Source organism: Almyronema sp., assembly GCF_052168255.1.
Taxonomy (GTDB): domain Bacteria; phylum Cyanobacteriota; class Cyanobacteriia; order Phormidesmidales; family Phormidesmidaceae; genus Sphaerothrix; species Sphaerothrix epifaneia.
In genome coordinates this window covers 81,037-106,047 of sequence record NZ_JBQLZL010000100.1, presented here as the reverse complement: position 1 = coordinate 106,047, position 25,011 = coordinate 81,037, and the positions used below count along the sequence as shown (strand labels likewise).

Sequence of the window (25,011 nt, the reverse complement as noted above, 5' to 3'; positions counted from 1 at the left end):
TTTCTAGGCGGGTGTGGTTTGAGGGGCAGTTTCTTGGCGATCGCGGCTGAACCAAACGGCTGTACTTGATGCCTGATGGTTTGAGGTTGGCATTTTGGCCTGCCGATACCACAAAGTCTATCGATGCGTAGGCTCTGAGGTTGATTGCCTCAAAACTTTTTGGCAGTGTGGTTGGCCGGATCAAACTGATATCGCTGGGCGTAGTCGGTAATGCCGTAAAGGTTGAAAGAGACTGTCATCTCTTCGCCAATCGGTTCAATACAGTGAATAGCTCCCGGCATAAACGCCATAATGTCGCCAGGTTGCAGCGTTTTTTCTTCCGTTTTTTGAATTCGGTGAGCATGTTGTTTGTCAGCGTGCCGTCGCCACAGCGTATTTTTCTCTTGCCCCCCTATCATGGCTACAATGCCCCAGGTAGCATGATTGTGAATGGTTGAGCGTTGCCCCGGTGCCCACGTCACCATTTGGACGGTGAGGGGAAACTGGTGTTCGCGGTAAAGGAAGTGGACTCCCCATCCTTGTTCTGAAGGTGCTGTATATTCCATCTGTAGCCAGTAAGAGCTGAGGAGCAGCTTTTGAACGCGCGGCGCGATCGCTCGCAGTCTGTCGTAATCGTCGGCAATGGTTGCCAAAATATCTTCTAACTCAGTTAAAAATCGATAAAGGCGATAGATAGATGGGGGCTGCTCCCAAGGCAATGGCTCTAAAAGCTCACAGCGTCCATCTTCCAGGGCAATCCAAGTGCGATTTTCCATTATCAACTGCTGACTGACTTTATTAGCCATCGTAAGCAGCGAACCTGAGCGTTTGCTTAAACTGGAGTAACAAAATCAAAGGTTAAGCCAGAAACCTAGCAGGTTCCTGGCTGATAAACCGGGCTATACCCAAGCAGTGTTAGCAAAACAAAATCTATAGGGAACACACGTCTCTATCTAATTCCCTGCATGACCGCTCCGGCATTAGTAAATTAACGGAATTATTCAGCATATTGGCGCTTTATGCAGTTTGGCCGCAAACTATTGAAGCGGAGCATGAGTCCTTGGGGTTTGGTAGCCCTGATTTCAGCTAGCTTTTTGCTGAGTTGTTTGGCTCCTTTGGAGCTTGGCGATATTTCTCGCGATCGCTGTGAAGCCCAACCTGGCTTTGTCTTTGTGCCTGCAGGACGCTTCATCTCAGGTAGCGACCTTGCTGAGCGCGATTATGCCTATCAAATCTCAGCAGCGGCGATCGCTGCCCACCCAACCGCCCAATCTACTGCGGAACAGCGTTTACGCCAAAGCGGCTGGTTTGATCGAGAACCTGAGCGTCAAACCATTGAACAGCCTGCCTTTTGCATGAGTCAGCAGCTTGTAACTAACGCTGACTACCAGAGATTTGTAAAAGCTACCGGATACCCTTCGCCCGGAATTTCAGCCGCCGACTATCAAGCACAAGGGTTTTTAGTGCATCCTTACCAGGAAGTACAGCCCTACCTCTGGCAAGGAACGAACCCGCCTGTCGGCGAAGACCAGCATCCGGTAGTGCTGGTAGCCTACGATGATGCGATCGCCTATGCAAACTGGAAAAGTGATCAAGACGGCCATCCATACCGTTTGCCAACTGCCCTAGAGTGGGAAAAAGCTGCTCGCGGTGAAGGAGGGCGCTATTTCCCTTGGGGGAATGACTGGCAGCCCACTGCTACCAACTGGTCGGGCGTGGGTAAGTTGCATACCAGTCCTGTGGGGCAGTATCCGCTTAGCCGTAGTCTTTATGGCATAGATGATATGGCTGGCAACGTGTTTGAATTTACCAGCCTCTCAAGCGATCGCCAGCAAGTAATCTTGAAAGGCTGCTCCTGGGATGATTTGCCTGGTTTTTGCCGAGCCGCCTACCGCCATAACCGTCTGGCTAACTCTCGACACATCCTTTTTGGCTTTCGGCTGGTTATGGATTAGGATTTAATCTTTTATCTAAGATTTTCTCAGCCCAGTCTCAGGATTGCTCAAGAAGATAGAACCGTTCCTCCGAGGCGTAGGCTTACCCATCGCCTGACCCAATGACGGCCACACGCTACTTTATACCTACGGAAATTAAACAATATGCGCGTTAACTATCTATCTGCCTTGGCGATCGCGTCCATTTTAAGCGTTAGCCTGGTGGCAACGGGCTGTGGTTCTCAGTCTGCAACACCGACTAATAGCAGCGACACCCCTGAGCAAGCCGATCCCTGTGCGGCTACCGATCCCTGTGCCGCTGATCCGTGTGCAGCGGCTGATCCGTGCGCGGCTAAATCGGCTGATCCGTGTGCGGCTAATCCCTGCGCTGCCGACCCCTGTGCGGCTGACCCCTGCGCTGGAACCTAAAAATATTTGCCCTTAAACAAGGCTTCTGTGTCTCTATAAACCCACCGGGGTTTAATCCACCAAACCCCGGTATTTTTAGAGGCTGCAAGTAGGGTTCTAAAACGCCTATTGCACTGCTTCAGACTGAATTGAACGCTGAGCTGCTACCGATCGCTGAGCCGGATCCATACGGCGCTCCAACCAGCTAAAAAACTGCGAAGACAAAAGGTTGAGTACCAAATACACCAGAGCAACTGCCGTCAAAATTTGAAAAGCCTGGTAATTGCGTGAGTAAATCAGCTGTCCCCGCCGGAAAAGCTCTTCATAACCAATGACAGCCACCAAACTTGTGTCTTTCAGCAGGGTAATAAACTCATTGCCAAAGGGTGGAATCATCCGCCGAAAAGCCTGGGGAAAAATGATGTAGCGCAGTGTCTGAATGGGATCTAGCCCTAGCGATTCAGAAGCTTCTCGCTGACCTAATTCAATTGACTGAATGCCAGCTCTAACAATTTCTGCCAGGTAAGCGGATGAATTTAAGCTCAAAGCTAGCACTGCCGCTGCTAGCCGATTGAAAGTAAAGGTGAATCCCAGTCCTTGAATTAAGCTAGGGAAGCCAAAATAGATCCAAAAAATTTGAACCAAAAGGGGAGTACCGCGAAAAAACTCAATATAAGCTCGCGCTGCCCAACTCAGCGGTTTGATGGGTGACAGTCGCGCAATTCCTAAAAGCGTGCCCCCTATTAAGCCCAAAAAGACCGAAAATGCCGTTAACTGTAGCGTTACTAACGCCCCGCGTAACAAATTCGGTAGGGCTTCTAGAATAACCGTGATCCAATCCACAACCGTTCTCCAGCCTAAGATTTGGTCATGATAGCAGGGATAGGGAAGTCACAATGCTAAAACTGAACGGAATCACGTTTAGTTGCGCTTTGTCATGTCTTTAACCCGCCATTCCCCTTCTTCTAAAACCAGGTCGTACCGCATTTCTAAGGTTTCGTTATAAGAAGAATTGGCGTTGAGTTCTCCCTGCTCGTACAGGTTACCTTGCTCTATTACCTGAGCATCAACCGAAAGTTCACTGGCGTTGAGGTCTTCGGGGGTCACAGACTGAACTTCAACAGAATGCTCATACTGCCAATGCCAATTGCTATTTTGAGCATCGACAGCTCGCTGTCGCCATTGAGTCAGCAGTGGTTCGCTTAAAGCGCCAGCTAGCTGCTCAATTTGATGATTGGGGCCTAAAGCTGCTCTTTTGGCTGCTAGCCAGTCATTGATCGCTTGCGCTGCGACCTCCTGAACGCTAGGAGCTTGCTGAGCGATCGCATCGGCATCAGGAATTTCAATCGGCGGTTGTTCTAGCTGAATGGCTAACGGTTCTCCCCGCAGCTTTGGCCCTGATAGCAAGCCTGCAATCCAGCCCAAGACTTGCATCGTGCCGAAACCTAAAACACCCATGCCCAAAATCCCTAGCAGAAAAACCAGGACAAGACGACCCCAATGCAGAGAACGTTGCCGCTGCGATCGCCGACTGGTTGAGCCGACTGGCGTCGTAAACCCTGGCGGGCTATTCATCTCTCCAGGTGTGGGCACGGGGGCTTTAACTGCGCCATTGGCGCTCCCTGGCTGCTTCGCTGGCTGCAATCGCCCTTCTGGCGAAAGCTGAGCAATCTGTTCAGCTATACTCGTCGCCGGAGCGGCCTTATCAGCTTTTGCCTCAGTCACTGTCGGGCTTTGGCCAAAGCGAGTCGTCGTGGCTGCCCCAACCTCAGCTGACACTGCAACTAAATCTGCTGGTTCAGCCTGTACGGCTGACGAAGCTGCCACCCCAGCCGGATGCGTCCAAGTCTGCAAACCGTTTTGAGCTTGAAAAGCCTCTGCCTCAATCGGCATCGCTTCTAGATAAGCTTGTACATGCTCATTGGCAAAATATTCTTTGAGCGAAGTTTGCTGCTGGGTGAGATCTCGAAAATGGGGAAAAACCTCTTGCTTTAGCCACCGCTCGGCATACAGACAAAGCCCTGGCAGTAGGTCGGGTGCGCCTTGAGATTGCTCACGAATAAAGGCTAGCGGTTCGTACTCTTGGCTTAGCTCTAAAGCCCGACTGGCTTCTTCGGTTTGGCCAAGCATCAAAGCACAAACGGCTTGTTCTAAATGCACATCTTGGCGGTTGCCCAGGCGCATCAACATTTTTTTGGCTCGTCGAATCAGGGCTGGCTGATGATAGGCGAAGCCACGGGCTAGCAATGCATAGATAGCTAGGTAGGTAGCGACCGAAGAGGGACGGCGGGTTTCGGTTTCAAAAATCTCTTGCTGCTCCGCCGAGGTTAGATAGCCCCGTAGCTGTTGAATAAAGCGGAGAAAATCGTCAATTGTCAAACCTGAGAGATCGTCTTCGGTGCCATCAATGCCGCCGCGATCTTGCAGCATCGTTTTTAGGAGCTGAATTCCCTGACGACGTTCTCGATTGTGGTTGAGCGGTAGAGCCACCAGCTCTAGAATGCGGTAGGGGCGCAGCTTGTACAACTCAGACTGAATTTCGTTGCGAGTGGCCGGATACAGCTCTTCTCGCAGCAGAAGTTCATTCCCGGTTTCTAACGATTCTGCGGCGCTTTCATATTGCCGTTGTTGCCACTGCTCACGCCCTAGCTCTAAACACGCCAAGGCTAGCGATAACACAATATCGGATAGAGCGGTCTTGCGATCGCCAAAGCGTTCATCTTCCAAGCGGCTACTGCCACTGCTGAGATAAGGACGCCCCAGGCGAATCACTAACTCGTATTCTCCTAGCTCCAGCAAAATCAGTAACGCCCCTAAAAATTGAGTGTCACTAATTTCAATAGTGGGCGTATAGGCATCACTATTGTTAGATTCAGAAGCCAGCGATCGCAAAGCCTCTTCACCTAAAGCGGGGTTAACCGTATCGCTAACTTCAGCAACATTAGGGTCAGGGGCTGAAACTTCTAACGCATAAGACTTGCTGAGAAAATGCGTATCATACTCTTGCCGTTGATCAGCATCACCCAAAACAGCGTAAGCTTCGTCAATTAGCTGCTTACGCGCTTCAATGGCCACTGCTGAATATTCGCGCCGAGGAAGTTGCAGGGTGCGATCGCGGTGAGCCTGCTTTAGCTGTTCTTCTGTTGCCTGAATCGGCAATCCCAAGATTCGATAATAATCAAGCGGAATTCGCACGGTCTACATCCTCAGCAGCAATAGCAACGTGATCTTTGACGACATCGAGTCATTGAACACAGACAGCCTCAACATTAGAGCTGGCCCTGGCATTGAAAATGCCATCATAATAGCCTGCCTAACCCTTATTGAAAGTAGAGCGCCCCTTTTACTTTAATAATGTGTCCGAACTTATTTATAAGTTCGACCTAATCCTAGTATTAAGTTTAGTAAAATGCGGCTGATGAATTACGGAGAGTCCGCTGATGACGGTTATAAGCGCTGTTTATTTCCAAAGGTTCAACATCCACGCAGATCTAAAGCTTTAGCAGATACCAATTGAAATTAAGTCGAGATGATTGCCTTAGCAAGCCGTAAGAGGGTAACGTTAAAAACGGCGATAACCTCGGCGGCATGCCTAAGGCTGAAATGAGCCATCAGATGCCCTCGGCTAGGCTTTGGTTTTAAGGGTTTGATCAAATCTTCTATGGGATCATTGGCATCATAACTTTCTAAGTCAGGCTATCGTGGGAATAACTTTCAAAAATTTAGATTAAGGCTGAGAGGATACTGTAAATTCATGGTTCAGGAACGGACTTTACCGGTGTTTCAAGCTGCCTCAGCCCAGCTCTCTCGTGAAGAGGGGTTGACGCTATTTGAAGACATGGTGCTCGGGCGTTATTTCGAAGACCGTTGCGCCGAAATGTACTATCGCGGCAAAATGTTCGGTTTTGTCCATCTCTACAACGGACAAGAAGCGGTTTCAACCGGCGTCATCAAATCGCTGCGCCCAGACGATTATGTCTGTAGCACTTACCGCGACCACGTCCATGCCCTCAGTGCTGGCGTTCCTGCCCGCAACGTTATGGCTGAACTTTTTGGCAAAGAAACTGGTTGCAGCCGTGGGCGCGGTGGCTCCATGCACCTTTTCTCCGCCGAACATCATCTTTTAGGCGGTTTTGCCTTTATTGGGGAAGGCATCCCGGTAGCCTTAGGAGCCGCTTTTCAAAGCAAGTATCGGCGAGATGCTCTAGGCCAAGCCGATGCGGATCAGGTAACAGCCTGCTTTTTTGGGGATGGCACCACCAACAACGGCCAGTTTTTTGAATGCTTGAACATGGCGGCGCTGTGGAAGCTGCCAATTCTCTTTGTGGTGGAAAACAACAAGTGGGCCATTGGCATGGCTCATGAACGAGCAACCTCTCAGCCCGAGATTTATCGTAAGGCCAGCGTATTTGGCATGCCAGGGGTTGAAGTTGACGGCATGGATGTTTTGGCGGTTCATGCGGCGGCGCAAACAGCGGTAGCTCGCGCTAGAGCCGGAGAAGGGCCAACCCTGATTGAATGCTTAACTTATCGTTTTCGAGGCCATTCTCTGGCTGACCCCGATGAACTGCGTAGCAAAGAAGAAAAACAGGCTTGGCAAGCGCGTGATCCGCTCAACAAATTTGAAGCTTATCTTCTAGAGCAAAATCTGGCTGACGAGCAAGAATTGCAGGCCATTAAGCAAAAAATCCAAGACCAAATTGACGAAGCGGTCGAATTTGCCGAAGAAAGTCCTGATCCGAATGCCGACGAACTCTATCGCTACGTTTTTGCAGAAGAATAAGTCATTTTGTGAATGAGAAGCGCTGAGATCTCTTGGGTCTATTTAGATGATAGTAAAGGGCTGGCAATTTGCCGCCGCTGAATGATTACCCTCTGAACCCTCTTAGCGCTGAACTATTCTCCAAAGTTTGCAATCTTTGCGTCCGCTCACAACAGCTACATTGACTAGACACTTCAAAACCAATGGCAGAAACTTTTCTCTTTAACGCGCTACGGGAAGCAATTGACGAAGAAATGGGTCGGGACGATACCGTGTTTGTCCTAGGTGAAGATGTCGGCCACTATGGAGGTTCTTACAAAGTAACGAAGGATCTCTATAAGAAGTACGGAGATCTGCGCGTTCTCGACACGCCGATCGCTGAAAATAGCTTTACAGGTATGGCGGTTGGAGCCGCTATGACTGGGCTACGACCCATTATTGAAGGCATGAACATGGGTTTTTTGCTACTCGCCTTCAATCAAATTGCCAACAACGCGGGGATGCTGCGTTATACCTCTGGCGGCAACTACAAAATTCCGATGGTTATTCGTGGACCAGGCGGGGTAGGGCGACAGTTGGGGGCTGAGCACTCACAACGTTTAGAAGCTTATTTTCAGGCAGTACCCGGTTTGAAAATCGTAGCTTGCTCCACGCCTTACAATGCTAAAGGGCTGCTAAAGTCGGCCATCCGCGACGACAATCCAGTTTTATTTTTTGAGCATGTTTTGCTCTACAACCTCAAAGAAGACTTGCCAAATCACGAATACTTGGTGCCGTTAGATCGGGCTGAAATTGTGCGATCGGGTAAAGACGTTACTGTTTTGACCTACTCGCGCATGCGTCACCACGTTATGCAGGCCGTCAAAACTTTAGAGAAAGAGGGGTTTGATCCAGAGGTGATTGATTTAATTTCCTTAAAGCCCCTGGATTTTGAAACGATCGGCGCTTCTATTCGCAAAACCCACCGCGTGATCGTAGTCGAAGAATGCATGCGTACGGCTGGCGTCGCTGCCGAAATTATTGCTTCAATCAACGATCGCTTTTTTGATGAACTCGATGCGCCAGTCTTGCGTTTGTCTTCGCAAGACATTCCCACACCCTATAACGGTAAACTAGAGAGCCTCACAATCGTACAGCCGAAACAGATTGTAGAGGCGGTTGAAAAAATGATGGCACTGCAGGTTTAAAACTCTATGGCACGTCAACGATTACTGCTTGCGGTTATTTTAGCCCTGACGATTGCAGCCATTGTCGTTATTGTGGAGGTGCCTACTCGCTTGGGCTTAGATTTGCGCGGGGGGTCACAGCTAACGCTGATGGTACAGCCAACCGAGCAGGTGCCTGAAATTACCGCTGAAGATTTAGAAGCGGTGCAGCGTGTCATAGAAAACCGAGTCAATGGCTTAGGGGTTTCTGAAGCAGTTGTGCAAACGGTCGGTGAAGACCAGTTGCTTGTTCAGTTGCCGGGGGTGAGTGATCCAGAGCAAGCGGAGCGGGTTTTGGGGGGCACAGCTCAACTAGAATTTGCCACCCAAAAATCCGGAACTGAAGGCCAGTTGCAGGCAGAGCAACAGGTTTTGCAGGAGCGGCTGGTGCAACAATCGGTTTTGGAAGCTAGTGGCGATGCCGCAGCGATCGCTGAAAATCAGGCAGCTCTCGAACGCAGCTATCAGGCCATCACTGCTTTATTTGCCTCAACTGGGTTGACAGGTGACAAACTCACCGATGCCTTTGCCCGTCCTATTGGCGCAGGTAATAGCTGGGAAGTGGTGATTCAGTTTGATCGAGAAGGGGCTGACCTGTTTGCGAATTTAACCCAGCAAATTGCCGGAACCGGACGCAGTATCGGTATTTTGCTCGATGATGACCTTATCAGTGCTCCCACCGTAGATGTTCAGTACGCCGAAACGGGCATTACCGGGGGAAGTGCGGTGATTTCTGGCAACTTCGATGCCCAAGGCGCTCAAGATCTGGCTATTCAGCTACGAGGCGGGGCTTTGCCGGTTCCAGTAGAGGTGGTTGAAAATAGAACAGTAGGGGCGACTTTAGGCAGAGACAGCATTGAGCGCAGTTTGTACGCCGGGATCGCAGGCTTGATTTTGGTTTTGATTTTCATGGCGGTCTATTATCGCCTGCCGGGTGTTCTGGCAGATATTGCCTTGCTGGTTTATGCCCTGCTAACCTGGGCCGCTTTTAATATTTTTGGCGTCACTTTAACGCTGCCCGGAATTGCCGGCTTTATCCTCAGCATTGGCATGGCGGTAGATGCCAATGTGTTGATTTTTGAGCGTACTCGCGAAGAGTTGCGGGCAGGCAAAACGCCCTATCGCTCTGTGGAATCAGGTTTTTACCGAGCTTTCTCTAGCATTCTAGACAGCAATGTCACTACGCTCATTGCTTGCGCTGCTCTGTTTTGGTTCGGGGCTGGTTTGGTGAAAGGTTTTGCCCTGACTTTGGCTATTGGCGTTGCCATTAGCATGTTCACTGCTTTAACCTGTAGCCGCACGCTACTTCTGTTTGTTCTTGGATTTTCTCGGTTTCGTAAGCCTGAACTGTTTTGCCCTGGGCTTACCAACACACGTAACCCTCAGGCTCCGTCTCAGTCATGAAACTTAACGTAATCAAGCAGCGATCGCTCTGGTGGTCTATTTCGGGCGCTTTTATTCTAGCCGGGTTGATCGCCATGGCGATCTCATGGAGTCAGTTTGGCGCCCCTTTGCGTCCGGGGCTAGATTTTGTGGGGGGTACTCGCCTGCAGCTAGAGCGTGACTGTGAAGCCGCCCCAGATAACTGTACTGAACCCATAGATTTAGGCACTGTTCGTGATGTCTTGACGGAGCAAGGCTTAGAAAATAGCAGCCTGCAGGTACTTGGGGAAAATCGGCAAGCCGTTTCAATTAGGACTTCAACATTAGATGTCGAAGCCCGCACCCGTCTACAGCAGTCTCTAGAAGCGGCCTTGGGGCAGCTTGATCCTGAATCGACTCAGATCGATGTAGTTGGCCCTGTAATTGGCCGTCAGCTATTTGCGGCGGGTTTGCTGGCGCTGTTAGTTGCCTTTGCGGGCATCACTGCTTACCTTAGCCTACGCTTTCAGTTTGACTACGCTGTTTTCTCAATCGTGGCCTTGCTACACGATGTACTGATAACCTTAGGCATTTTTGCTATTTTAGGGCTGGTATTGGGGATTGAAGTCGATAGCCTGTTTGTGGTGGCTCTGCTAACAATTGTCGGGTTCTCAGTCAACGACACTGTTGTGATTTACGATCGCATTCGCGAAACAATCAAATACAATCCGCAACGTCATATTGATGAAATCGTGGATGATTCGGTCAATCAAACCCTAGCCCGTTCAATCAATACCACGCTTACAACCGTTCTGACATTGACTGCTATTTTTCTTTTTGGGGGCGAAACCTTAAAGTTTTTCGCGCTGGCTTTGATCATTGGCTTCGTCGCGGGTGCTTATTCCAGTATTTTCGTTGCTAGCACGTTGCTAGCCTGGTGGCGGGAGCGTTCTGGATTAGCGATCGCAGGAGCCGAAGAACCCGTTGACTTACCCGAAGATGCTATCTAGCAGCTCGTGAGTAATTCTGATCATTTCGATTGCCAACTAGAGCGCCTGAGTCAGGTTGTGATGTATACCTGGTGGTCTGTTTGTGGCGGTCTTTGGCTGACAGTGGGTACGGCTAGCCTATGGCTTCTGCGGTTCGAGATTGAACGTTTGTTCGATTACTTTACCTGGACTCAGGTGCGCTATGGATTAGCCTATAACCCTTTGCCAGCGGTTGGTTTGGGGCTTTGCATCGGGCTGACGGTTGGGCTTTTGATTAGCCAAAGCCGCCACTTGTTTGTCGGTCTTTCTGCTGGTGAACGCAAGCGTTTAGAGAACCTGTTGTTCAAAATTCGCCAGCAAGGGGCTAGTCATCCTTTTTGGCGGTGGGTTTGTACAGAAGATCGCGAACCATAGGCTTTATATCTAAAGGCAGTACGGGCTTTCTGAAAAAGGCTTTGGCACCTTAAATATCTCAAACCTAAGGACTACAGCTATACCAACCTTTCTCTAGAGCTTGAGCTTGGTTACAAGCAACCTCAGACCTTAGGCGACTCTAGCTGCTGCTGAGATTGAACCGTTTTTGCCTGGAGTTGGGATAGTGAACCTGGGGTGTCGGCTAGATGGGGTGACTGCCCCTGATGCTGTTCCTGCATTTCGCGAGTCTTCAGCACAATCAAATATTCATAAAAAGCCTGTAACGTACACCAGGCAAACCCTGCTTGCCCGTCTAAAAAGCCTCGCAGACCAAAATACATGTAAAACCAGCGAATCAGCGGTCTAAACGGTACCCGTACAGACAAATCTTTGAGCGCTCGTCTGCGCTCTACCTCAGTGCGACCAAATAAAATTAAGTGCCAAGCAACATGACCACTTTCTATTTGTTGCAGGGTTTCTTTCGCTTCATCGGTTGAATAACGGTTGTGCTTTTCAATCCAGCGGCTCAGCCCTTTACCGCAGGTGTAATGCGGATAGGTTTCTTTCAGAAAGCCCGTGCTGCCCTGGCAAACTTCCCGCTCGGTATGGCCATAGTCAGTAAACCAAACTTTGCCTCGCTGCAGCAGACGTAGCTGATAGCGAGGATACTGAGTGCTATGGCGAATCCAATGTCCCATGAACATCACCCGCTCGGCCACATAGTAGCCTACGTGGTTGCCATTGCGAATAGTCGTCAGGCATTCTTCAAAGAGAGCTGGCGTCATACGCTCGTCCGCTTCTAGTAGGTAAACCCATTGATAGCGAGCAGGGACGTGCTCTAACATCCAGGTGCGTTGCTTGCCGTGGCTTTCAAAGGCATGTTGGACTACCCTGACGGGATACTGGGCGGCAATTTCAACGGTGCGATCGCTGCTAAACGAATCAACCACAATGACATCATCAGAAAGCGAGGCTGATTCAATACAGGCTGCGATATCAAGTTCTTCGTTATACGTCAGGATATAAATCGAAATCATAACCAACTCATGCTTCGGTAGAGCGTGTATTTAATCAGCGAGAAGGAGCTGTTCATCAGGTCTGGGTAGCCCACTAGATGACGGTTTAGCCCTGGTATAGCTGACAACATTATCTGGGTTTCAGGTTTCCAGAAAATCTGTGATTTTACGGCAGATATGAATGAGAAGTCGCTGCTAGGGCTGCAAAATTCCCAATCAGCTCAGGGTGCTAGATTCGAGAGCTAAAAAGCCGCCCTTCTAGCTGTGCCAACCATCTGGCGGCGAAAACCAGAAGTCGTCAGTTCTGGAGCTAAAATCCGCTTGATTGCCCAATTTGCAGCCTAACAAAGTTCGCGCCACTGCGAATATGGTTGATCGATTTGCTAAGGGCTTGACGCCATTTATGCAAACGGAGCCTGATTTCATTAAGCCCGGGTTGCGGGTTTTTATAAACTGACGCAGCTTGTAAGCTGAAAAAATTAATTTGTTGCTGGCTTCTGATAAATCAGGGGTGAAGTTTGGCGCGAGGTTGTTGCCACTACAGTACTTCTAAGCGGGCTGAGCAGGCAGAGACTAAGCGTTTGTTTTCAGCAGGCGTGCGCACAGCAATGCGAAAATAGCGATCGCCTAGTTCCTTAAAGCTGAGGCAATCGCGAATTAAAATTCGATCCTGCTGTAAGAGTTGCTGCTGTAGCGCTGTCACTGAGCGATCGCAGGCTACTAACAAAAAATTTGCCTGTCCGGCGATTGGTTGCAATAGAGGCTGCTGTGCCAGATCGTAGAGTAGCTGCGATCGCGCTTGGGTGAGCCACTGCCAGGTTTTATGTTGAAATTCGCAATCGTCTAAAACGGCTAGCGTTGCTGCTGCTGCCAGCACATTCACTGGCCAAGGATCGCGCCACTGCTGCCAGCGCTGTAGACGTTCTGGCTGAGAAATTGCATAGCCAATTCGTAACCCCGGTAAGCTATAAAACTTAGTCAGCGATCGCAAAATAATCAGGTTGGGATACTGAGCCACCTGAGCTATCAAGCTTTGCTGTTGAGCAGGGGGCAAAAAATCCATGAAAGCTTCATCGACAATCACCAAGGCGAATTGCTCTAAATAGGGAAGCAAGGCTGTTTGCCTCAATAGCCAACCCGTTGGATTATGGGGATTATTTAAGAGTAAAGCGCAACGCTGCGGGGATGGCCCTCCTTGCTTGAGGGCAGCGCTAAGCGCCGCTTCGCAAGCAACCTCCGGGGGACAATCCAAGGCTAGTGGACACTCTACCAGGTGAATTGACTCTGCCCGGAGCGATCGCCGATAGTCACCAAAGGCGGGAGTCAGCAGGTAAACAGCTTCTAAGCAGGTACAGTCCCGGCTGGCCCAGGTGAGTAGCTCTGCCGCCCCATTACCAGGCAAAACCCAATCAGCCGCAATGGCATGGTGTTGAGCTAAACGCGATCGCAGTTGTAAATAGTCAGGATCCGGGTAATGGCGTAAATCGTGGAGGTGAGCCATAATCGCCGCGATCGCTGATTGGGGTGGCCCCAATGGATTGATACTGGCTGAAAAGTCTAAAAGCTGGTCGGGGGAACAGCCAGCCAGCGAAGCTGCCCAAGCTAAATTTCCCCCATGAACAGGTCGAATTTTAAAGTCGCTTGACAACGCTATTAGATTAGTCGGGTGCAACCTTTTCTTTAAAGAGTTTTCCAGCGGAGAAGGCAGGCACTACCGTTGCTGGAATCACCATTGTGTCGCCGGTCTTAGGATTACGTCCTTCGCGTTCTTTGCGCTCTCTTGGTTCAAAAGAGCCAAAGCCCACCAAAGTTACCTTATCGCCCTCAGCGACAGCTTCCATTATGGATTCGATCGTAGCAGTGATGACAGCATCGGCCTGCTTTTTAGTCACAGAGGCTTTCTCTGCCACTTTATCAACGAGTTCACCTTTATTCATATCGTTCTGCTCCTCATGGAGTATACAAGTTCTGAGTACGGCCTCTCCGCCAGGGAGCCTTTAAACAAAGTTTCCGGAAAGGATCCTCAATTTAAATCGCTGAAACCCCTGAAAACCGGAGAATTTCACTGCCCTATTCTAAAAGGTACTTAGCCAATATGGATCGATGAAAGCTTGAATTTATATGGATTTCGGGGTTTTTTAAGAAGAAAAGCCGTTTCTGCTTACAAAACGCAACATTACGCAAGAAAAAAGGCTGAGAATGACGCTTTTCAGTCGCCTCAGCCTTTCTGTGAAAGAGTGATTGAGTGAGTGATTCGCAGCCTCAGCTAGCGGCTGGCCTAAGGCCCTTCTACCTGAGAGCGCTCTATTAGTTCTTGAACTTCTTCGCTAGGGGTATAGCTATAGCCATAAACCGACTGATCCGAGTCATCTAAGATCTGCGGGGTCACCATAATGACTACTTCAGCTCGAGTATTCTGGCGACTGGTGGATCTAAACAAAGCCCCAATGATAGGTAGGTCGCCCAAAATAGGTACCTTTCGGATATTGGTGCGTTCTTGTTCTTGAATAATACCCGTCAGCACCAAGGTCTGGCCGTCGCGCATCCGTACACTGCCTGAGGAAAGCTCCCGTTCTTGAATGAGGGCAAACTGACTCCCTGCTCCTTGTAAACCCGGAAACTGAGCAAAAGAAGCAATGGATGTGATGTTAGGGCTGACGTTAATCGTAATAAAGCCGTTGTCATCAATTCGGTTGACTTCTAGCCCTAATACCAACCCGACGGGTTCTTTGGTGATAGTGGTTGTCGTGATGGCATTGCCATTGTCATCAATTTGAGTATCTTGTTCAATCTCAGTTACAACCTCTTGGGTCAGGTTCACTGAGGCATTTTGCCCTTCTTGAACCACCAAGGTTGGATCGGTTAGCACTTTGGCATTGCCATTTGTTACTTGAGCTTGCAGCTGAACTAAAAACTGGTTGACAACGTTAAACAAACCAGTTGGATTCACTGGTAAGACACTGCCAATGGAAGGCGGTGTGCCAACACTGTTAGGCGAGCTATTGCCAAAGTTAATAATGCCAAACCCACCAGAGTTGACAAAGTTAGTATCGTCTAACCCATAGGAGAAGCTGACGCCAAACTCATCAGTGGCCGAAAGATTAATATCGACAACCTTAACGTTGACGGCAACCTGGCGGCGACGCAAATCAAGCTGCACCAGGAAGCGGGCGGCTAGATCCACTAACCTCGGCTCACCAATCAACGTAACAGAGTTAAGCCGACTATCTGCGATCGCTTGTAAGCCTTGCAGAACCGGAGCCGCATCAGTTGGCGTGTAGGTTAGCTCTTGAATATTGGTTTGAGTCCGAGAGATAGATCGAGAAACGGGGGGTGCCCCTTCAACGCCTGAATCAATTTGGACAACCTCGATTTCTTCAGTAGTAACCGTCTGGGTGGTTTCTGCGCCCATCGTGGCTAAAAAGGCCGCTGCTGCATCTGCGGATACTTGGTTTACCCGATAAGTGCGGCTGATGATGTCTCGTGCCCCGGTTGGTAGATCAGGCCCCGCAAAAATGGTACGACCTACGCGGTTAGCGTCTAAACCACTCAGACGCAATACATAATTGAAGACGTTTTGTACGGGTTCGTCTTCAATATCGAGTGAAATCCGAGGGCCGTCGCCTTCAGCCGTAAAAGCCAGGTTAAGACCAGCCGCCCGAGCCAGCAAAGACAAAACATCGCGAGTGGGGGCATTACGCAATACCAACCTGGGTACCCGCTCAGCCGTTCCTAGATCAACAGACGGTGGGGTTGCATTGATAGTTGAGATGGCAATATCACCGACGGGCGGCGCCACAGCTCTGGGCAAAAACGGCGGTGCCACTTGAATGGATGGCCCCGGCACTACGATGCCATCAATCGTCACGGCTGGATTAGGCACTAAAACATCCGGACGTTGCTCAGTTTGGGTCGGTTGAGGCGTTGCTTCAACCTCTGTCTCGATCGCTGGTTCGGTTTCTGCTGGCGCTTGCGCTACAGACCCCGGCACTGTTTCAATCTCGGTGGGGATAACCACAGGCTGCTGGGCGGCTGCAGCCGGATCTGTAGCCAGACTAATTACTAGGCGATCGCCTGGAGCTTGCCGCACTTCTCCGATAGGGGCTGTGCCAGTGCCTGTAATCGTAACCCGAACACTGTTGGCATCTAGGGGTGTGATATCAACCGAAGCGACGCCTGGGGCGGGATTGTTTTCAAAGAAGCGATCGCCCTCAGGTAGACGTAGCTGCGTGTTGACTAGGTCGGCGCGAAATTCACTGCCTTGGTTGATGGTGAAAATACGCGGTTCATTGCCCGCCTCAGTTTCCATCACCAAAGCTAACCCTTCAGCGGTTGAATTGATTTCAACCTTAGTAATAATCGTAGCGGCAGCGTAAGCGGGCTGAGTTGCGATCGCAACAGCGGCGCTGCTAAGGAACAGGCTTGCGAGTCCAAAGTGGCGTTTCACAGTTCACTCCTTCATTAAAAATAGCAATCATCGGCCAAAATCAAGCGGCATCAAAAACGAGCAGACAGCGACAGAGCGGTTGAAAGTTTCTAACCTTCTTCCGGTTCCCCTTCTTCCGATTCCCCTTCTTCCGGTAGGGCAGGGGGTGGTACTTCTGTGGGATCGCCGACAGGTACCAGTACCTCAAGTGTGAAGGTCGTATTGAGCGGTCGGAATAAACCTTGAACGTCCTCCTCAGACAAATCGGGGCCTAAAGGCGCAATTTCCTGCTGTAAGTTGCGAATCAAGACCAGCGGCTCTAAGCGCTCTAAGTTACGAATAACAGCCTGAGTTTGACCATAAAGCCCTTGAATGCCCACGTTGATCGTTTGCCGCTCAAGCTTACCGACTAGCTCTGGCCCTAAAGACTCGTCTTGAACAATGACCGCCTGCGATGGGTCGAACTGATATAGCTCAGCCTCATACCAAGACCGCAAACCAGGACTGTTCAAAATTTCGTTGAGCAACTGTTGAATTTGCCCTTGATTAAATCCAAACTGCTGCAAAACGTTAGGGACATAGAGCGCTCTGAGGTTATCTTCGATAATGGCGTTGAGATTACTGTTGCTGTCTTTGACCAGTCGGTTGGTGTCTAACAGTAACGTATCTAGGCTTGCCGGATCGCCGAGTAAACCGTAAAGCTCAACTCGCTGCTGAATAACCTGATTGAGAGACGCTCTCAGTTCTTCAAGCTGCTCAACGCTAGCCTGTTGTTGCTGCAGTTGGGCTTCTTTATCGGCAATGGTGGTTTGCAGAGCTTGTTTGGTTTCTTGAACCGGTTTCACTAAATAGTTAAACAGGACAAAAGCGCCCACAATTCCCAAGGCGGCGACTAAAATCCCTTGAATTCGAGGGGTCAACTCAATGCCAAAGGCCACCGGATAACTAGGGCCACCCTCTAGCTCTTGATCATTTTCTGCTGGGATAAAATCTTCACTCACTGTCATGGCTCGATGACTCCTGTATCTCGTACGGCATTGAGGCGGCTGACTAACCCAACGGTGCCATTGCGGTTAAACTCCTCAATCAATTCAAGCGCTGGCAGGGAAGTAATATTAGCCCGCACGGTATAGTCAACTAAGCTTTCTCTTTGGTTGGTTGGACTACCTGGACAGCGACCATCTTCTATCGGCAGCGGATCGTCTTGAAGCGTCGCCCCTGTTAGCTGTACTGTTTCCCCATCTAGCAGGCCAGATCGCTGCAACAACAAGACAAAATCATTGATGTCGTCAAAGGAACAGGCTTGTCCTTGAATTTCAATCCCGCCTGCAGGTGGCGGCGTTGCCTCTGGCTGATTGGGGGGCGCTACGCCTCCTGTTTGGTTTAGAGTCTCAATTTGAATACGCTCTGGTACACGAGTTTGTAGTTCTCGCAGCAAAGCAGACCAAGGAACAATCTCGTTCATCAGCGAGACAATTGCCTGATTTTCAGCTTCAACAATTCCAATTTGCGATTGAATATTGTTGACCTCTTGCACCTGACTTTGCAGTTCGCTGATTTGCGCATCTAGCTCTGCTTCTCTGGCCTGCATCTGGCGGATCTGATGCTGGAGCGCTAGCCAGTAGCCACCGACCCCTGCTAGGGCAACAACCGCAACGGCTAGACCAATATAGAGAGGGCGGCGATCGCCTACAGGAGTAGCTGCCTGCGGCGATCGCGTTTGCACCTCACTTGGTCTGACTTCGCGGTCGTTGAGAAAATTAATATCAATGCCATACATGAGTTATGCCTCCCTCAACCCTAAGCCGAGAACCGTTGCTAATCCAGGGCGCTGGGTCATTGGCACCTCGTCTTCTACTTCCAATGACAACGCTGAAATCGGATCAATTTGACTGGCGGGTAAGCTCAGGCGCTGCGAGAAGAATTCATCTAGCTGACCGATTGAGCCACCAGGGCCAGCTAACAAAAGCTGAGCCACCTCCATGTCTTCTTCCTGGTTGAGATAGAAGTCAAGCGATCGCCGTAGTTCATCGGCGAGTTCTCCTAAAACTCTCAGCATTGCTGCTGTTCCTGGGTTAGTACCGCCCACCTGAGGAGCTCCAACACTATCCATCGGAATCGCCGGAACGGTCATTCCCTGCAACAAATCCGTATTGCGAGAAGGCGGTAGATTCATTGCCCGACTCAAAGCACTTTGGATTTGATAAGTCCCAATTGGAACGGTGCGGGAAAAGTGGGGAATGCCATCGACCACGATCGAAATTTCTGTACTCTCAAACTCAATGTCAACAATCGCAGCCGCTTCTTGGGGGGTAAATTGTCTGAGTTGTTCGCGAATAGTGCGAATGAGGGCAAAGCTACTGGTTTCTAGAACATTGAGCGCCAGCCCAGCTTGCTGAAACGTTTCGACGTAGCTATCGGTAATTTCGCGACGAATGGCGACTAGCAAAACTCTAACTTTCTCAATCCCATCTTCATCGACGAAAAAGCCTAGCTTTTGGTAGTCCACATCGGCTTCTTCGCGCGGGAAAGGCAGATAAAGGCTAGCCTCTTGGTTTAGCACCATTTCCCGGAGTTCTTGATCGTCTAATTCGGCTGGCACAGGAATCACTCGAGTCACCGCCCGCCCTGGAATTGCAGAGGTTGCTCGTTTGACTTTTAACTTACTTTCCAAGAGAGCGGCCTGAATGGCTTCAGCCACAGAGGCAGCGTCTCGAATTTCGCCTTCTTCAAAGGCACCTTCGGGAACCTCTACTGAAGCCAACGTTTCTAATCGGATTTTTTGCCCCTGCTTACGCAAACGCGCAATGTTAACGCGCTCTGGTGTTAGTTCGACACCAACGCCCCGCGATTTTCTCGAGAATAGAGATTTGAGAGTGTCCACGGCTGTTCTGCTATCGCAATGAGTGAAAGTCTAAAGCGGCTTGAAAGTGAAGAAAAATAGCGAATTACCCAAGGTGAATTGTGAGTTTTCGGAAATTGTGCTAACGCATGGTACACAATTTAGGTCAGATTGGCTACTCCTACTCAGAAGAAACAAAGCTTAAGAAAAATCAACAGTTACGTAACGCTATTGGTACGGCCTCAACCCTAACGACACCTTATCGGCAAGTTCCCCTTCAGCCACCCACTGACACCCTGACGAAAAGTCGATGAATTTTTACCAGCGATGGTACACACAATTGAGAGAATTGAGCATGGTTTTTTGCAAAAAAGTTCATTTTTGGGGTATCAGAGGCTAGATGAGTAAAGATTTCTCTCCTAAACTGCTGGAAAAATGGGGAGCGCCGTTTTCAGATGCTGCCCAGCGGCTGTTGCTGCTAGGAGCGGGTGAATTAGGCCGAGAAGTGGCGATTGAAGCTACGCGCTTAGGTTTGCAAGTTATTGCCGCAGATGCCTATGCCAACGCACCTGCTATGCAGGTGGCGCACCAGGCTTATGTCATTGATATGCTCGATGGCTCAAAAGTACGCTGGCTGGTTGAGACAGTCAAGCCAAATCTAATCGTGCCGGAAATTGAAGCGATCGCCACCGATACGTTACTAGCCTTAGAGCTAGAAGGTTGGCGAGTGATTCCTACGGCTCAGGCCACTCGCCTGACCATGAACCGAGAAGGTATTCGTCGTCTTGCTGCCGAAGAATTGGGGCTAAAAACTTCGCCTTATCGATTTGCTGCGACCTTTGACGAATACCAGCAGGCGATCGCGGCGCTTGGCTTCCCCTGTGTAGTTAAGCCAGTAATGAGTTCGTCGGGCAAAGGGCAAAGCACGCTCTATAGCGAAGCTGATATGGCAGCGGCTTGGGACTATGCTTGCAGTGGCGGACGCGGCAAAGCCCAGCGGGTGATCGTTGAAGGCTTTATTGAGTTTGAAACTGAAATTACTTTACTGACTGTTCAAGCCAAAGAGGGTACTTACTTCTGCCCGCCGATTGGCCATCGTCAGGTCGGCGGAGACTATCAAGAATCTTGGCAACCCTGCCCGCTGCATCCTGAGACTTTGGCGCAATCTCAGGCGATCGCTGAAAAAATCACCAACGCTCTAGGTGGTTGGGGTCTCTTTGGGGTTGAACTATTTATTGCTGGTGAGCCGCAACAGCCGCAGACGGTTTATTTTAGCGAAGTTAGCCCCCGACCCCACGATACTGGCATGGTGACAATGGTGAGTCAAAATATGTCTGAATTTGAACTGCATGTGCGGGCGATCGCTGGCTTACCTATTGGTGAGATTCAGCTCCTACAGCCAGGAGCCTCTGCTGTCATCCTGGCTCCTGGCAGCAGCGAAAATCCTCAATTCGCTGGTGTCGCTCAAGCGCTAGAAATTCCTACCAGTCGGCTCCGGCTTTTTGGCAAACCGCGCTGCCATCAAAATCGACGAATGGGCGTAGCTTTAGCCCTAGGTAAAACGGTTGCTCAAGCTAGAGAGCGAGCGACTGCTTGTGCCCAACAGGTACAAATCTTGCTCTAGATAGGGAGGCTAATATTGGCTGCTTCTGCCCCTATGTATTGGGCTAAATTAAGCGCTGAGACTAATTTTTAGAGATTGATGTGTTTAAAGCGGCGATCGTCGGTAATCTATTGAGAACACTGCTGATTCCCCCAAATGGTTACTACTCGACTAAAACGTTGGACTCGCTTTGGCCTCCTGGCAGTTTTGGGGCTATTACTTGGCTGGCTAATCAGCTGTAGTTCTAGTCCTTCTGAGCAAACGACTAGCTCAAACCCCAGCAACAGAGCTGAAGTTGAATTCTGGACAATGCAGCTTCAACCTGAGTTTACTGATTATTTCAACGAACTGATTGCTGACTTCGAAGCTGAAAATCCTGAAATCAGCATTCGCTGGGTAGATGTGCCTTGGGCGGATATGCAGCGTAAAATCTTGACGGCTGTTTCAGCAGGGACTGCCCCCGATGTCGTCAACCTTAATCCCGACTTTGCCTCTCAACTAGCGAGTAAAAACGCTTGGCTACCGCTAGATGATCGCATTGCGGCAGCGGATAGACAAAAATATTTGCCCAAAATTTGGCAAGCCAGCACGCTGGAAGACGCCAGCTTCGGCATTCCCTGGTACTTAACAACTCGTATCACTCTCTACAACCAAGCGCTATTTGAGCAAGCAGGCATCCGCCAGCCCCCCAGCACCTACACAGAATTAGCAGAGGTTGCCCGCGCAATCAAAGAATCCACGGGTAAATACGCCTTTTTCGTGACGTTTGTTCCAGAAGATGCGGCTGATGTGCTGCAATCTTTTATTCAGATGGGCGTGCCCTTAGTCGATGAACAAGGCCAAGCCGCTTTTGATACGCCCGAAGGCCGAGCCGTTTTCCAGTACTGGAGCGATCTCTACCAGCAAGGGCTGCTCCCTAGAGAAGTCTTAACTCAGGGGCATCGTCGCGGTATTGAGCTTTATCAGGCTGGAGAAACGGCTATTCTCGCTGCTGGTGGCGAATTTTTAACGTCTATTGCCACAAATGCTCCAGATATTGCTGAAGTGACAGCCAGCGCTCCCCAGATTACGGGCGCATCTGGCAAGCAAAATGTGGCTGTGATGAATTTAGTCATTCCGCGCGCTACAGACCAGCCAGAAGCCGCCTTAGCGTTTGCGCTATACGTTACCAACGATGCTAATCAACTTGCGTTTGCGAAAGCCGCTAATGTTTTGCCCTCAACCGTAGCTGCCTTAAAAGATAGCTACTTTACTGAGTTACCGACCGAGGCTACAGCAGTCGATCAAGCCAAAGTGGTCAGCGCTAGCCAAATGGAGCGTGCCGAAGTTCTTATTCCTGCAATGGCAGATATTAAAACCCTGCAAAAGATCATTTACAACAACTTGCAGGCAGCTATGCTAGAGCAAAAAAGCGTTGATCAAGCCGTGACCGATGCGGCTAATGAATGGAATAGCAGCCGCTAAACTCAACATCGCCAATGCTGACAAAATTTTATAGGTTAGACCCTGGTGGTCAAGGCTTAAACTAAAGCGTTGAAAGGTCAAAGGTCAGGCATTAGTTCGTCGGTGCTGGTTCGTCACTATGCTGTTTGGATTCCCGACAACGGAGTTAGTGATCTCCAATTTTTGGGGAGTCTAACCTTAGAATTTAAGGAAGAGTGCGATCGCTCATTGATAGTCTGCGATCGCTCCTACAAGCTCAGCTTTGATCTTCGGCTTTCTACAACCCTCACCGCTTTTCGTAAACCTGGTAGCTTAAAAACTATGGTTATTGCAGCTGACAATAGAGTGCAACCGCTGGCCCAAAGAAGTCCCAAAAAACACAATCACTATAGCCTTGCAGACTTCTTTCAATTTGACGCTGGAGCAGGAACTGTCACTGATTGGAACGGTAGCCGCAATGTTTTAACCAGCGAAGACTTTATCATCGGCCTACAAGAAGGGTTAGAAGAAGAAGTTGGTGAAGCCTCTTCCGCCATCATGTACGCGATAGGTTTGGAATGGGGTAAGCAAGATTCGCTCTTTTTTAATAAGTGGTTTGAGCGCGAATTTGGCATGAGTACCCGCCAAGCTAACCTTATGTTTTTGCTAGAAACCTGGTGGTGGCCCTTTACAGCACAAGGTTGGGGTCGCTGGGAAGTTGACATGGCTGACCGTCAACAGGGATTTATGTTTATTAATCTATTTGACTCAGCGGTAGCTCGCACCTTGGGCGATGTGGGCAAACCCGTTTGCCATCTGTATGCAGGGCTGTTTGCAGGCTTTTTTACCGAAATGGTGCGTAAACAGCTTAACTGTATCGAAATTCAGTGCTACTCAATGGGCGAAACTTACTGCAAGTTTTTGCTGGGGGGCAAAGAACGTATTGATGCCGCCGCTTTTTGGATGACAGAAGGTGCAAGCGCGCGCGATATTGAGAAACGCTTGCGTTCAGGAGAAGAACGGGCATGAGCCTAAACGGATTCGCTCACCAAGATCAAGCGCAAGCCATCAAATCGAACTGGCTGCAGCAATCGGTGCGCCACTTTTTTGAAGCCTGCGCCTGGGAGGGAGAGCCGTTCGCGCCGCCCAGTTCTGCGGTCACTCAAGTACATCAGGCGACCCATTTTTGGAGTCATTCAGTGAGTCATTTTTGGGGTACTTTTCCTTGGGAAGGCATTTCAGAAGTGGCAGCTCCCGCTGCTGTTGCAACAGCCGTTCAGCCAGAAGTTTCAGAGGCTGAAGAATTAACGTTAGATGCTTTTTCTGATTTGTTTTAAAGCTTTCAGGATTAGGTTGGCTGACCTAGCAGCCTAGGTCTTTGATTCAGGATTTGCCCCTTTCCTTTTATCACTTGTTACGGAGTGCAGTATGAACCAGCAGCTTGCAGCTCTATTTGATGAACCCGAAAGACGCTACCTCAATGCTAAAGAACTGAGCAGCCTTAGCCAGTATGTAGGGTCACTGCCAGAGCGGATTAAAGTCTATCGTTTGTTGCGAGATAATGAAACCAAACTCATGCAGCAGGCGATCAATAATTTTCAGGCTCAGCAGCCTCAGATTTCGGCAGAGCAGCTAGAGCAAAGTACGCTACATGGGCTATTGATTTTACGCTACTGCGCGATGGCAATGTTGCTGAGCGATGCCAGTTTTATTAGGCAGCGGCTGCAAGATTGGCTGTCAGCAGTACAGCTTGCCCATGAAACAACAAAAATTGATCAAGATCTTTATCAGGTACTCAAACAGCAGCTTGGGCGTCAGTTTACCGCTCAACAACTCAGTCTGCTAGAGCCAGCCTTGAAAGCCAGTCAAATGCTTTTGAGCCAGTCTTCTAATCTACCTCAAGCGATCGCTAAAACGGCTAAAGTCTAGTCTTTTTCCTTTTTTAAATACTGTTTTTAAGCGGAGCAAGTTCCGCCTATTATCATGATTTCTGTCGCTGATTTGATAGCTGACAATCAGTTGTCCGGTAATTATTTTGCTAGTGACGTTTATGTGCGAGGCACACTCGAATTTGGTCTGCTAGAAAATCGCCGAGGCGATCGCTTGCTGGCGCTTCCGGAAACCTTGATCAAAGGCATTTACGCAGGGCTAGAGCAGGAAACTGGACAAGCTGCCAAGCTGGTGCTTTTTAACTGTGGTCGCTGGTGGGGTAAGAACTTTTATGCTCGATTTGGTGGTGAGCTGAGTGACTTTTATAAAAAGCCGCTCGCTAATTTGACGATGGCAGAATTTTTGCAAGCGCTACAGCAGTGCTGGCGCACTCATGGTTGGGGCGGCATCAATCTTGACCCGGCTTATCGAACTCAGGGGTTTTTGGGTATTCAGATTTTAGGCTCACCTTATGTCAAGCTGGCTCCGTCCACCCAGGAACCTGTTTGTTATTTAGAAGCGGGTATTCTACAAGCCTTTTTTAGCCAATTGACGGGTCGAGAACTGGCCTGCATGCAACTGACCTGTGAATCTTTGGGGGCTGATTGCAACTACTTCGTCTTGGGGCTAGAACATCGTCTCAAGCCAGCCGCTGCCATGGTAGCTGCCGGAAAGTCTTACACTGAAATTATGTCTGCGCTGAGTCAACAGTCCTGAAGC

General features: G+C 49.7%; 22 protein-coding genes and 1 pseudogene. 13 read left to right on the top strand and 10 right to left on the bottom strand.

The window, feature by feature from the left end; translation table 11 throughout:
• Positions 1-149: 149 nt before the first annotated feature.
• Positions 150-755, bottom strand: a complete 606-nt coding sequence (locus ACTS3T_RS21180) for a cysteine dioxygenase family protein (RefSeq protein ID WP_462935636.1) — start codon at positions 753-755, stop codon at positions 150-152.
• Positions 756-1,031: 276 nt separating this feature from the next.
• On the opposite strand from ACTS3T_RS21180, the gene ACTS3T_RS21175 reads away from it, so the two are divergent.
• The gene (locus ACTS3T_RS21175; protein ID WP_462935635.1) at positions 1,032-1,934 is read left to right on the top strand and encodes a formylglycine-generating enzyme family protein; all 903 of its coding nucleotides are present in this window, start codon (positions 1,032-1,034) and stop codon (positions 1,932-1,934) included.
• Positions 1,935-2,078: 144 nt separating this feature from the next.
• A complete protein-coding gene (locus ACTS3T_RS21170; RefSeq protein WP_462935634.1) occupies positions 2,079-2,342 on the top strand; it encodes a hypothetical protein in 264 nt (87 codons plus the stop codon).
• Between the two features lie 105 nt (positions 2,343-2,447).
• Here the strand turns inward: ACTS3T_RS21170 and ACTS3T_RS21165 are convergent.
• A pseudogene (locus ACTS3T_RS21165) lies at positions 2,448-3,152 on the bottom strand (amino acid ABC transporter permease); the annotation flags it as partial.
• Positions 3,153-3,242: 90 nt separating this feature from the next.
• Positions 3,243-5,516, bottom strand: coding sequence for an IMS domain-containing protein (locus tag ACTS3T_RS21160; protein ID WP_462935633.1), 2,274 nt, complete (start codon positions 5,514-5,516; stop codon positions 3,243-3,245).
• Positions 5,517-6,075: 559 nt separating this feature from the next.
• Here ACTS3T_RS21160 and pdhA point away from each other — a divergent pair.
• The 5 genes from pdhA to ACTS3T_RS21135 all read left to right on the top strand — a co-directional run bounded on the left by pdhA (position 6,076) and on the right by ACTS3T_RS21135 (position 11,053).
• The gene (gene pdhA / locus ACTS3T_RS21155; protein WP_462935632.1) at positions 6,076-7,104 is read left to right on the top strand and encodes a pyruvate dehydrogenase (acetyl-transferring) E1 component subunit alpha; all 1,029 of its coding nucleotides are present in this window, start codon (positions 6,076-6,078) and stop codon (positions 7,102-7,104) included.
• Between the two features lie 182 nt (positions 7,105-7,286).
• Positions 7,287-8,270 (top strand): pyruvate dehydrogenase complex E1 component subunit beta, encoded by a 984-nt coding sequence (locus ACTS3T_RS21150; protein WP_462935631.1) that lies wholly within the window; start codon positions 7,287-7,289, stop codon positions 8,268-8,270.
• 6 nt (positions 8,271-8,276) lie between these two features.
• On the top strand, positions 8,277-9,692 hold the full coding sequence (secD, locus tag ACTS3T_RS21145) for a protein translocase subunit SecD (protein WP_462935630.1): 1,416 nt from the start codon (positions 8,277-8,279) through the stop codon (positions 9,690-9,692).
• On the top strand, positions 9,689-10,660 hold the full coding sequence (gene secF, locus ACTS3T_RS21140; protein ID WP_462935629.1) for a protein translocase subunit SecF: 972 nt from the start codon (positions 9,689-9,691) through the stop codon (positions 10,658-10,660). Before secD ends, secF begins: the two co-directional genes overlap by 4 nt.
• A 6-nt stretch (positions 10,661-10,666) precedes the next feature.
• Positions 10,667-11,053: a hypothetical protein gene (locus ACTS3T_RS21135; RefSeq protein WP_462935628.1), complete on the top strand. Its 387-nt coding sequence runs from the start codon at positions 10,667-10,669 to the stop codon at positions 11,051-11,053.
• Between the two features lie 122 nt (positions 11,054-11,175).
• Here the strand turns inward: ACTS3T_RS21135 and ACTS3T_RS21130 are convergent, their stop codons facing one another.
• The 7 genes from ACTS3T_RS21130 to pilM form a co-directional block, all read right to left on the bottom strand.
• Positions 11,176-12,090, bottom strand: a complete 915-nt coding sequence (locus ACTS3T_RS21130) for a glycosyltransferase family 2 protein (RefSeq protein WP_462935627.1) — start codon at positions 12,088-12,090, stop codon at positions 11,176-11,178.
• Between the two features lie 517 nt (positions 12,091-12,607).
• On the bottom strand, positions 12,608-13,717 hold the full coding sequence (gene cobD / locus ACTS3T_RS21125) for a threonine-phosphate decarboxylase CobD (RefSeq protein ID WP_462935626.1): 1,110 nt from the start codon (positions 13,715-13,717) through the stop codon (positions 12,608-12,610).
• A 10-nt stretch (positions 13,718-13,727) separates the two neighbouring features.
• Positions 13,728-14,006 carry an HU family DNA-binding protein gene (locus ACTS3T_RS21120; RefSeq protein WP_462935625.1) on the bottom strand — a complete coding sequence of 93 codons (279 nt, stop codon included), beginning with the start codon at positions 14,004-14,006 and terminating at the stop codon, positions 13,728-13,730.
• A gap of 341 nt (positions 14,007-14,347) precedes the next feature.
• The gene (locus tag ACTS3T_RS21115) at positions 14,348-16,516 is read right to left on the bottom strand and encodes an AMIN domain-containing protein (RefSeq protein ID WP_462935624.1); all 2,169 of its coding nucleotides are present in this window, start codon (positions 16,514-16,516) and stop codon (positions 14,348-14,350) included.
• Positions 16,517-16,605: 89 nt separating this feature from the next.
• Positions 16,606-17,502: a hypothetical protein gene (locus tag ACTS3T_RS21110; protein WP_462935623.1), complete on the bottom strand. Its 897-nt coding sequence runs from the start codon at positions 17,500-17,502 to the stop codon at positions 16,606-16,608.
• Positions 17,499-18,275, bottom strand: coding sequence for a PilN domain-containing protein (locus ACTS3T_RS21105; RefSeq protein ID WP_462935622.1), 777 nt, complete (start codon positions 18,273-18,275; stop codon positions 17,499-17,501). Before ACTS3T_RS21105 ends, ACTS3T_RS21110 begins: the two co-directional genes overlap by 4 nt.
• A gap of 3 nt (positions 18,276-18,278) precedes the next feature.
• Positions 18,279-19,379, bottom strand: a complete 1,101-nt coding sequence (pilM, locus tag ACTS3T_RS21100) for a type IV pilus assembly protein PilM (protein ID WP_462935621.1) — start codon at positions 19,377-19,379, stop codon at positions 18,279-18,281.
• Between the two features lie 358 nt (positions 19,380-19,737).
• Here pilM and purT point away from each other — a divergent pair, with 358 nt between their 5' ends.
• The 6 genes from purT to ACTS3T_RS21070 all read left to right on the top strand — a co-directional run bounded on the left by purT (position 19,738) and on the right by ACTS3T_RS21070 (position 25,008).
• Positions 19,738-20,961 carry a formate-dependent phosphoribosylglycinamide formyltransferase gene (gene purT / locus ACTS3T_RS21095; protein ID WP_462935620.1) on the top strand — a complete coding sequence of 408 codons (1,224 nt, stop codon included), beginning with the start codon at positions 19,738-19,740 and terminating at the stop codon, positions 20,959-20,961.
• Between the two features lie 135 nt (positions 20,962-21,096).
• On the top strand, positions 21,097-22,404 hold the full coding sequence (locus ACTS3T_RS21090) for an ABC transporter substrate-binding protein (RefSeq protein WP_462935619.1): 1,308 nt from the start codon (positions 21,097-21,099) through the stop codon (positions 22,402-22,404).
• A gap of 300 nt (positions 22,405-22,704) precedes the next feature.
• The gene (locus ACTS3T_RS21085) at positions 22,705-23,391 is read left to right on the top strand and encodes a V4R domain-containing protein (protein WP_462935618.1); all 687 of its coding nucleotides are present in this window, start codon (positions 22,705-22,707) and stop codon (positions 23,389-23,391) included.
• Positions 23,388-23,699 carry a hypothetical protein gene (locus tag ACTS3T_RS21080; RefSeq protein WP_462935617.1) on the top strand — a complete coding sequence of 104 codons (312 nt, stop codon included), beginning with the start codon at positions 23,388-23,390 and terminating at the stop codon, positions 23,697-23,699. Before ACTS3T_RS21085 ends, ACTS3T_RS21080 begins: the two co-directional genes overlap by 4 nt.
• Before the next feature lie 91 nt (positions 23,700-23,790).
• Complete coding sequence (locus ACTS3T_RS21075) at positions 23,791-24,291, top strand: globin family protein (RefSeq protein WP_462935616.1); 501 nt, start codon at positions 23,791-23,793, stop codon at positions 24,289-24,291.
• Between the two features lie 54 nt (positions 24,292-24,345).
• Complete coding sequence (locus tag ACTS3T_RS21070; RefSeq protein ID WP_462935615.1) at positions 24,346-25,008, top strand: V4R domain-containing protein; 663 nt, start codon at positions 24,346-24,348, stop codon at positions 25,006-25,008.
• Positions 25,009-25,011 lie beyond the last annotated feature (3 nt).